The following is a 6,419-nucleotide window of genomic DNA, read 5'->3' as shown; positions in this document are numbered from 1 at the left end:
CGGACCGGGCGGCTCCGGCCCGCCCTCACCGGTCGGCTCGCCCGGCATCGCCCCGAACACGGCCGGGACGTGCCGGCCGGCCTCCTGCCACAGCCCGTCCCCCGGCCCGAAGCGGCGCACCACGAGCCCGGCCGGCGGTCTGCCGTACGGTCACCGGCCCCGGTCCGCGCTCGGCGGACAGCCGCGACGCCCCGTCCCGGATGACGGCCCGGGTGCTCCGGCCGCCCTGGATCGAACGCACGGACAACGTGCCGATCACCGGTTCGATCCCGCGTCCAGGGCGGACCTCCGCCCGCGTACGGCTGTACGGGTGACGGCTTCACCCGACCCGGCGGACCTGCGGCCACCGGCGTACCACCGGCGCACGGGGGCGCGTTGGACCGGCATGGACAGCACTGAGACGGCGCGGCGCCTTCTCGGGCACGACGCCGCGGGCCGGGTGTACGCCGGACTCACCAGCGGGTACGGCGGTCATACGCCGATCTACACGGCCCTCGTCGCGGAGTGGCGGGCCAGGGGGCGCACGGTCCCGGAGCACCACGACGGCCTGTGGGCGTCCTTCGCCGCCGCCACGGTCGGCGAGCGCGCGACGGTGCTGCCCGTGCCCTTCCCCGTCCCGGTCCCCCTGCTGAAGCCGCCCGCCGAGGACATCGGCGAGGAACTCACCAGCCCTCCGGAACCGCAGACTCCGCGCTGACCGGCGCCAGCACGGCGAGCGTGCCGGTCGCCCCGCGCAGCGCCAGTTCGAGCGGGCCGGGGGCGTGCAGGGTGCCGGTGCCGTCCGGCGGGACCAGCCACTCCAGACGCCCGGCCGGCCGGTACGGCGGCGGTACGGCGACCCAGGACCCACGACCCACGTGCCGCACCCCGAAGCCGACCCACTCGCTGGCCGGGTCGGGCGGCAGGAAGAACCCCACTCTGCGGGCCGTGACGTCCACCAGCGTGGGCCCGGGCACCTTCAGGGGGTCGCGCCACAGGATGTCCAGGGCGAGCAGCCCGAGCCGGTCGGGCACGCTCAGCACGTCCCAGTACCGGCCCGCCGCGAGCAGCGCCGTGCCCCTGCCGTGGTCCCACTCGCGCTTGCACTCCTGCGGGTCCGTGGCCGCCGCGGCCAGCCACTCGACGGCTTGCTTCCACATGGCGCTGTGCATGTCCACCCCGGGCACGGTCGGCTGCGCCGCTGTGGGCGCGTGCGGTACGGACATGCTGGTAGATATTTCTATCCACCGGAAGGGTGGCGCGGGCTGGCGTTTAGGGGGTGTCGTCGCCTGCCGCGCGCTCCGCGTTCCGCTTCTTGATCCGGGCCGCCTCCTTGCGGACCTCGGCCTGGGTGGCGCGCTCCCGTTCCAGCCACTCGGGGCGCTCCTCCTTCAGCGCCTCGATCTGCTCGGTGGTGAGGGCCTCGGTGACCCCGCCGCGCGCGAGGCCGGCGATGGACACGCCCAGCCTCGCCGCGACCACCGGGCGGGGGTGGGGGCCGTCGCGCCGCAGGTCCCGCAGCCACTGCGGCGGGTCGGCCTGGAGCGCGTTCAGCTCGGCGCGTGAGACGACACCGTCCCGGAAGTCGGCGGGGGTGGCGTCGAGGTACACACCCAGTTTCTTCGCCGCGGTCGCGGGCTTCATCGTCTGGGTGCTCTGGTGCTGCGTCATGACGTCAGGGTATCGAGCGTGTGCGCGGCCGCCGACCACGGCCGGTAACCTGGCCAGGTGACAGGCTCGGAAGTGTCCCCCCCGTTCCGGCTCGTGTACGTACCCGGCGTGATGCCCGACAAATGGGTGCGCGTATGGAACGAGCGGCTGCCCGACGTCCCGCTGACCCTCACGCAGGTCCCCGTCCGGGCGGCGCAGGGGCTGCTGCTGGACGGTGACGCCGACGCGGGCCTCGTCCGGCTGCCCGTCGACCGTACGGTCCTCAGCGCGATCCCCCTCTACACCGAGCAGACGGTCGTCGTGGTGCCCAAGGACCACCTCGTCACGGCGGCCGACGCGGTGTCCCCCGAGGACCTGGCCGACGACATCGTGCTGCACCCGCTCGACGACGTCCTCGCCTGGGAGAGCCTGCCCGGCCGGCCGGCCCTCGAACGTCCCGCCACCACCGCCGACGCGATCGAACTCGTCGCGGCCGGGATCGGCGTACTCGTCGTACCGCTGTCGCTCGCCCGGCTGCACCACCGCAAGGACCTCACCCACCGGCCGCTCGAAGGGGCTCCCGAGTCGAGCGTGGCGCTGTCCTGGCCCGAGGCGGCGACGACGGACCGGGTCGAGGACTTCATCGGGATCGTCCGCGGCCGGACCGTCAACAGCACCAGGGGCCGCAGACAGCAGCCGGCGCCGGCGAAGCAGCCCGGACCCGCCGCCCGGCGGCAGCAGCCGGCCGGCCGCGGTCGCCGGGGAGGAACCGGCGGGACGGCGAAGAACCCGCGTCGGGGCAGGCCCCGACGCGGGTCGTGACCGCGCTACCGGACCGTCGGGGACGGTGACGGCGCCGGGGACGCCGTGTTGAGGTCCTCCAGCCCCTTGGGGATCTCCAGCACGAGGACCGGCGACCCCGCCTGCGGAGCCGGCGGGGTCACCTGCTCCCGCGGCATCTTGGGCGGGCTGGTCTGCTGGAAGTTGACCTGCTCGTGATTGACCAGACCCGTCTTCTCCAGCACCGTGATGTGGTCGAGCACCGTGTCGTTGGCCTGGTCGGCCAGCTGCCGGACCAGGGTGTTCCTGGTGTTGGCCCGGATGTTGGCGATGGCGGGGAAGATCTGCCCGTGCGTCACGCGCATGATGTTCACCGCCGTGGAGTCGAACTCCTTGCCGCTGGTGGACTTCACGGTCTCCACGAACCCCTGCTGCTGCGGTGACGCCTGGTTCGGCAGCGTGATGCCGAGCTCCAGGGAGATCTTGCGGCAGGACGCGTCGAGCCGGCCGTGACCGACCACCAGGTGCTCGCCCGCCTCCTTCATCTCCGGCGTCGTCCCCCGCTCCATCGCCAGCAGCCCCAGCGGGTGCTCCCACAGCCCCGCCGCGCGTACCTTCACCACGAAGTCGCGGTCCGCCTCGGTCAGCGGGCCGTAGTTCGTGTTGGCCACCACCCGGTCCTGCTTGGTCGACGTGTTCTGTACGCCCAGCATGGTGGGATAGGCGAGCGCGGTGAGGGTGAGGATCATGGCTCCGCCCACGAACGCGGTTCCTGCCGTGCTGCGCGAGATGCGCATCGTGCCTCCTGGGATATGAACGGCCCAACAGCAGGAAGTACGGACGCCGGGCGCGAGACAATCACCGTCCGGGAAAGATTTTTCGGCCGGCCTCAGTCGGCGTAGACCGCCTTCCGCGCCGTGCTCACCACCTTGTCGCCGTCCGCGCGGCTCAGCAGGCCCTCGGACACCCAGGCCGCCACGGTGGACCGCACCCGTGCCACCAGCGCTCCCTTGCCGCGGAAGGGAGCCCCGGCCCAGATCTCGTCGAGCAGCGTCGTGCCGTCGCCCCGGGCCGGGTTGGCGACTCCGGAGTCGGACGTGCCGAAGATCACACGCGGTTCCGAGCGCCGGAAGTAGGCGTGGGTCGGGTCCTCGGTCCCCTCCGCGAAGGGCGCCAGCTCGATGCCGTCCAGCGTGTAGTGCAGGGGCTTGTCCGGAACCGGGGTGAGGGAGGGCAGCAGATCGCCGGAGAGGCCGGCATTGCGGTACAGCCCGAACCGCACGGCGTCCGGCCCCGGTTGGCGGGCGACCAGGTTGACCGGGCCGTGGAACAGGGCCTGCAGCGCGGGGTCGTCCGGGGTCCGCTCCACCCGCAGCCGGAAGGGCACGGAGATCCGTACGGTGTCGCCCTCGCGCCAGGTCCGCGAGACGCCGAAGTAGCGGCCGGGGACCGGAGCGCCGGGCACGGCACGCCCGTTGACGGTCACCCGGAAGCCCGCGGTCGCCCAGGACGGCACCCGCAGCAGCAGGGTGAAGGAGGCCCGGCCGCCGCCGATGGTGAGCGTGCTGCCCTGCTCCTCGGGGTAGCGGGTGGTCTGCGTGACCGTGACGCCCTTCTCGGCCCAGGTCAGCCGGGAGGCGCTGTAGAGGTTGACGTACAGGGCGGACCCGTCGGCCCGCGCGAAGTACACCGAGTCCTGGTACTTCGTGGCGCTCTCCATGCCGGTGCCCTCGCAGCAGGTCGTCCCCTGCTTGGGCGTGTAGTCGCGCACGTGACCGGGCGTCAGGCCGATGAAGTAGGTGACGAGCGGCTTCTCCGCGTCCGGCCGGTCCTGCTTGGAGCCGAGCACCTGGTTGAACAGGGCCCGCTCGTAGTAGTCCATGTACGCCGGATCCTGCTCGTGGAAGAAGAGCGTCCGGCTCAGCTTGAGCATGTTGTACGCGCAGCACGTCTCGGCGGTGGTGTCGGTGACCGTGCCCGCGATCGCGTCGCGGGCCTTGAAGAACTCGCCGCTGCTGGTGCCGCCGATCGCGTACGTCCGGTGGGGTACGACCATGCCCCAGAAGTTCTTCGCGGCCGCGAGGTAGCGCTCCTCGCCCGTCTCGTCGTGCAGCCGCACCAGGCCGGTGAAGACCGGGATGTGCTGGTTGGCGTGGAGTCCTTCGAGGACGTCGGTGCCCGCCGCGCAGGCGTCGATGAGCCGGTCCAGGTCGAACAGCCTGGCGAGAGCGAGGTGTTCGGCCCGTCCGGTGATCGCGTGCAGATCGCAGACCGCCTCGACGACGCCGCCGAACTCCCCGCTGGAGAACAGCCCCCACATCCGCTGCAGGGTGGCCGTCGGCAGCACGGACAGCCGCGCGTGCATCCAGTCGCACATGCCGGACGCGAGATCGAGCGCCCGGTCGTCGTCCGTGGCGAGATACGCGTCCAGCAGCCCTCTGAGGATCTTGTGCGCGGTGTAGTACGGCGCCCACACCCGGGTGTAGTCGCTGCCGGTCATCGACTCCAGTTCGATGAACTGCGTCTCCGGGTACGCGGCGAGGAAGCCCGGGTGGCTGGGCGCGCCCCAGGTGCGGCGCAGGGTGGCGTCGAGACCCCGGCCGGAGGCGTCCGCGAACGTCCCCCCGGCCGTCTCGTCGAAGGCGTACGACGCCAGGTCGCCCCGGCCGGCCGAGGCGTCGGCGGCACGGCGGCCCCGCAGTTCGGCGATCTCGTCGGCGGTCAGCGCCCGCGCATGGATGTTGACGTCCTCGAACGCGCCCCCGAAGACCGGATCGGCGGGGAAGCCGGATCGTCCCAGCCAGTTGTGGGTGGGGGTGCCGAGGGCGGCCGGGGTCAGTGTGATGTCCGTGCTCCGGGCCACGGCGGTGCCGTTGACGTAGAGGGTGCCGGTGCCGTCGGCGAGGGTCACCGCCAGATGGCTCCACTCGCCGACCGGCAGCGGCGCGGTGCCGTCGAGGCCCTGCTCGCCGCCCGGCCCCGAGGTGGTGACGGCGAACCGCGGCACCCCGCGGGCGTTGCGGGCGGCCAGGTACAGATAGCGGGTGGTGTCGTCGCCGAAGTCGAAGATCCTGGCCCAGGCGGCGTCGTGCGCGGGGCGCACCCATGCGGACAGGGTGAGTGCGGGGGAGCCGGCGAGAACGGCCGCCGGGAGGTCCACGTACCGGTACGAGCCGCGCACGTTCTCCGCCGCGCGGCCGAACCGTCCCTCGACGCTCAGCACGGCCGGATCGCGGCGCAGCGCCTCCCGGACCTCGGTCAGGGCCCCGACCAGGGTGGTGATCCGGTCCGCGAAGACCTGTTCGCCGGTGCTGCGGTACGCCTGCGCCAGCATGGTCAGGAAATGGCCGGTGTAGTGGCCGCGCAGATTGCCGTTGGCCTCCCCGTCCAGCCCCTCCCAGCCGCCGGGTGCGACCGCGCCCCGGGTGGACAGGCCGGCATTGGCGCGGAAGACCTGGAGCAGCCGGTTCACGTCGTACCCACGGGCGTGGTCGAGCATCAGCCGCTGTTTGCCGGCGAAGACGCCCGGTCCGAGTGTCACGTCCTCCAGCCCGAAGGGCCGTACGGTCCACGCCGCCGGTACGCCGGAAGCGGCGGCCGGCGCGGCGGGTGCGGCGACGGAGCGCCCGGTGGTCGCGGCGGAGACCGCGGTCGCCGTCAGGGCGGCCGCCTGGAAGAGGGTTCGTCTGGAGAGGGGCCGTGCCATGGGATGCTCCTCTGTTCGGTATCACGAACGCTGTACGAACGGTCGACCAGGCGATAGGGAGGGGACGGAAAGGCGTCAACGGTGCGGAAGCGATCGGTTCCGGACGTTCGCCGGGGGCGCGCGGACGGCGGGAGCCGGTCAGGGGCGCCGGGCGGAGTCCGTCAGCCAGGCGTGCGCGGCCCGCGCCGTGAACTCCGCCTGTCCGCCCCGCAGCAGCAGACCGGCGGTGGCGAACTCGGGCGCGTCGGCCTGGGCGGCGACATAGGGGACGGCGATGCAGCGCATCCCGGCCGCGTGCGCGGCG

General features: G+C 73.0%; 6 protein-coding genes and 1 pseudogene. 2 read left to right on the top strand and 5 right to left on the bottom strand.

Going from position 1 to position 6,419, the window contains the following annotated elements; all coding sequences use genetic code 11:
• The first annotated feature begins 385 nt into the window (after window positions 1-385).
• A complete protein-coding gene (locus B7767_RS13270) occupies window positions 386-697 on the top strand; it encodes a hypothetical protein (RefSeq protein WP_085572366.1) in 312 nt (103 codons plus the stop codon).
• Here B7767_RS13270 and B7767_RS13265 read toward each other — a convergent pair.
• Together B7767_RS13265 and B7767_RS13260 are read right to left on the bottom strand one after the other, a co-directional pair.
• Window positions 663-1,151 (bottom strand): hypothetical protein, encoded by a 489-nt coding sequence (locus tag B7767_RS13265; protein WP_085572367.1) that lies wholly within the window; start codon window positions 1,149-1,151, stop codon window positions 663-665. The genes B7767_RS13270 and B7767_RS13265 overlap by 35 nt on opposite strands.
• Before the next feature lie 100 nt (window positions 1,152-1,251).
• Complete coding sequence (locus tag B7767_RS13260; RefSeq protein WP_085572365.1) at window positions 1,252-1,650, bottom strand: DUF5997 family protein; 399 nt, start codon at window positions 1,648-1,650, stop codon at window positions 1,252-1,254.
• A gap of 57 nt (window positions 1,651-1,707) precedes the next feature.
• On the opposite strand from B7767_RS13260, the gene B7767_RS13255 reads away from it, so the two are divergent.
• Window positions 1,708-2,451, top strand: coding sequence for a LysR family transcriptional regulator substrate-binding protein (locus B7767_RS13255; protein ID WP_085572364.1), 744 nt, complete (start codon window positions 1,708-1,710; stop codon window positions 2,449-2,451).
• Window positions 2,452-2,456: 5 nt separating this feature from the next.
• Here B7767_RS13255 and B7767_RS13250 read toward each other — a convergent pair whose 3' ends face one another.
• The 3 genes and pseudogenes from B7767_RS13250 to B7767_RS47980 all read right to left on the bottom strand — a co-directional run.
• A complete protein-coding gene (locus B7767_RS13250; protein WP_085572363.1) occupies window positions 2,457-3,206 on the bottom strand; it encodes a DUF4142 domain-containing protein in 750 nt (249 codons plus the stop codon).
• Window positions 3,207-3,298: 92 nt separating this feature from the next.
• Entirely contained in the window at window positions 3,299-6,115 is a 2,817-nt protein-coding gene (locus B7767_RS13245; RefSeq protein ID WP_085572362.1) for a beta-L-arabinofuranosidase domain-containing protein, read from the bottom strand.
• A gap of 138 nt (window positions 6,116-6,253) precedes the next feature.
• Window positions 6,254-6,419: pseudogene (locus B7767_RS47980) on the bottom strand (HAD family phosphatase); the annotation flags it as partial.

This window comes from Streptomyces sp. 13-12-16 (assembly GCF_002114215.1).
GTDB lineage: Bacteria > Actinomycetota > Actinomycetes > Streptomycetales > Streptomycetaceae > Streptomyces.
Note: the sequence above shows the minus strand (reverse complement) of the source record. Positions and strands in the feature narration are given on the sequence as shown.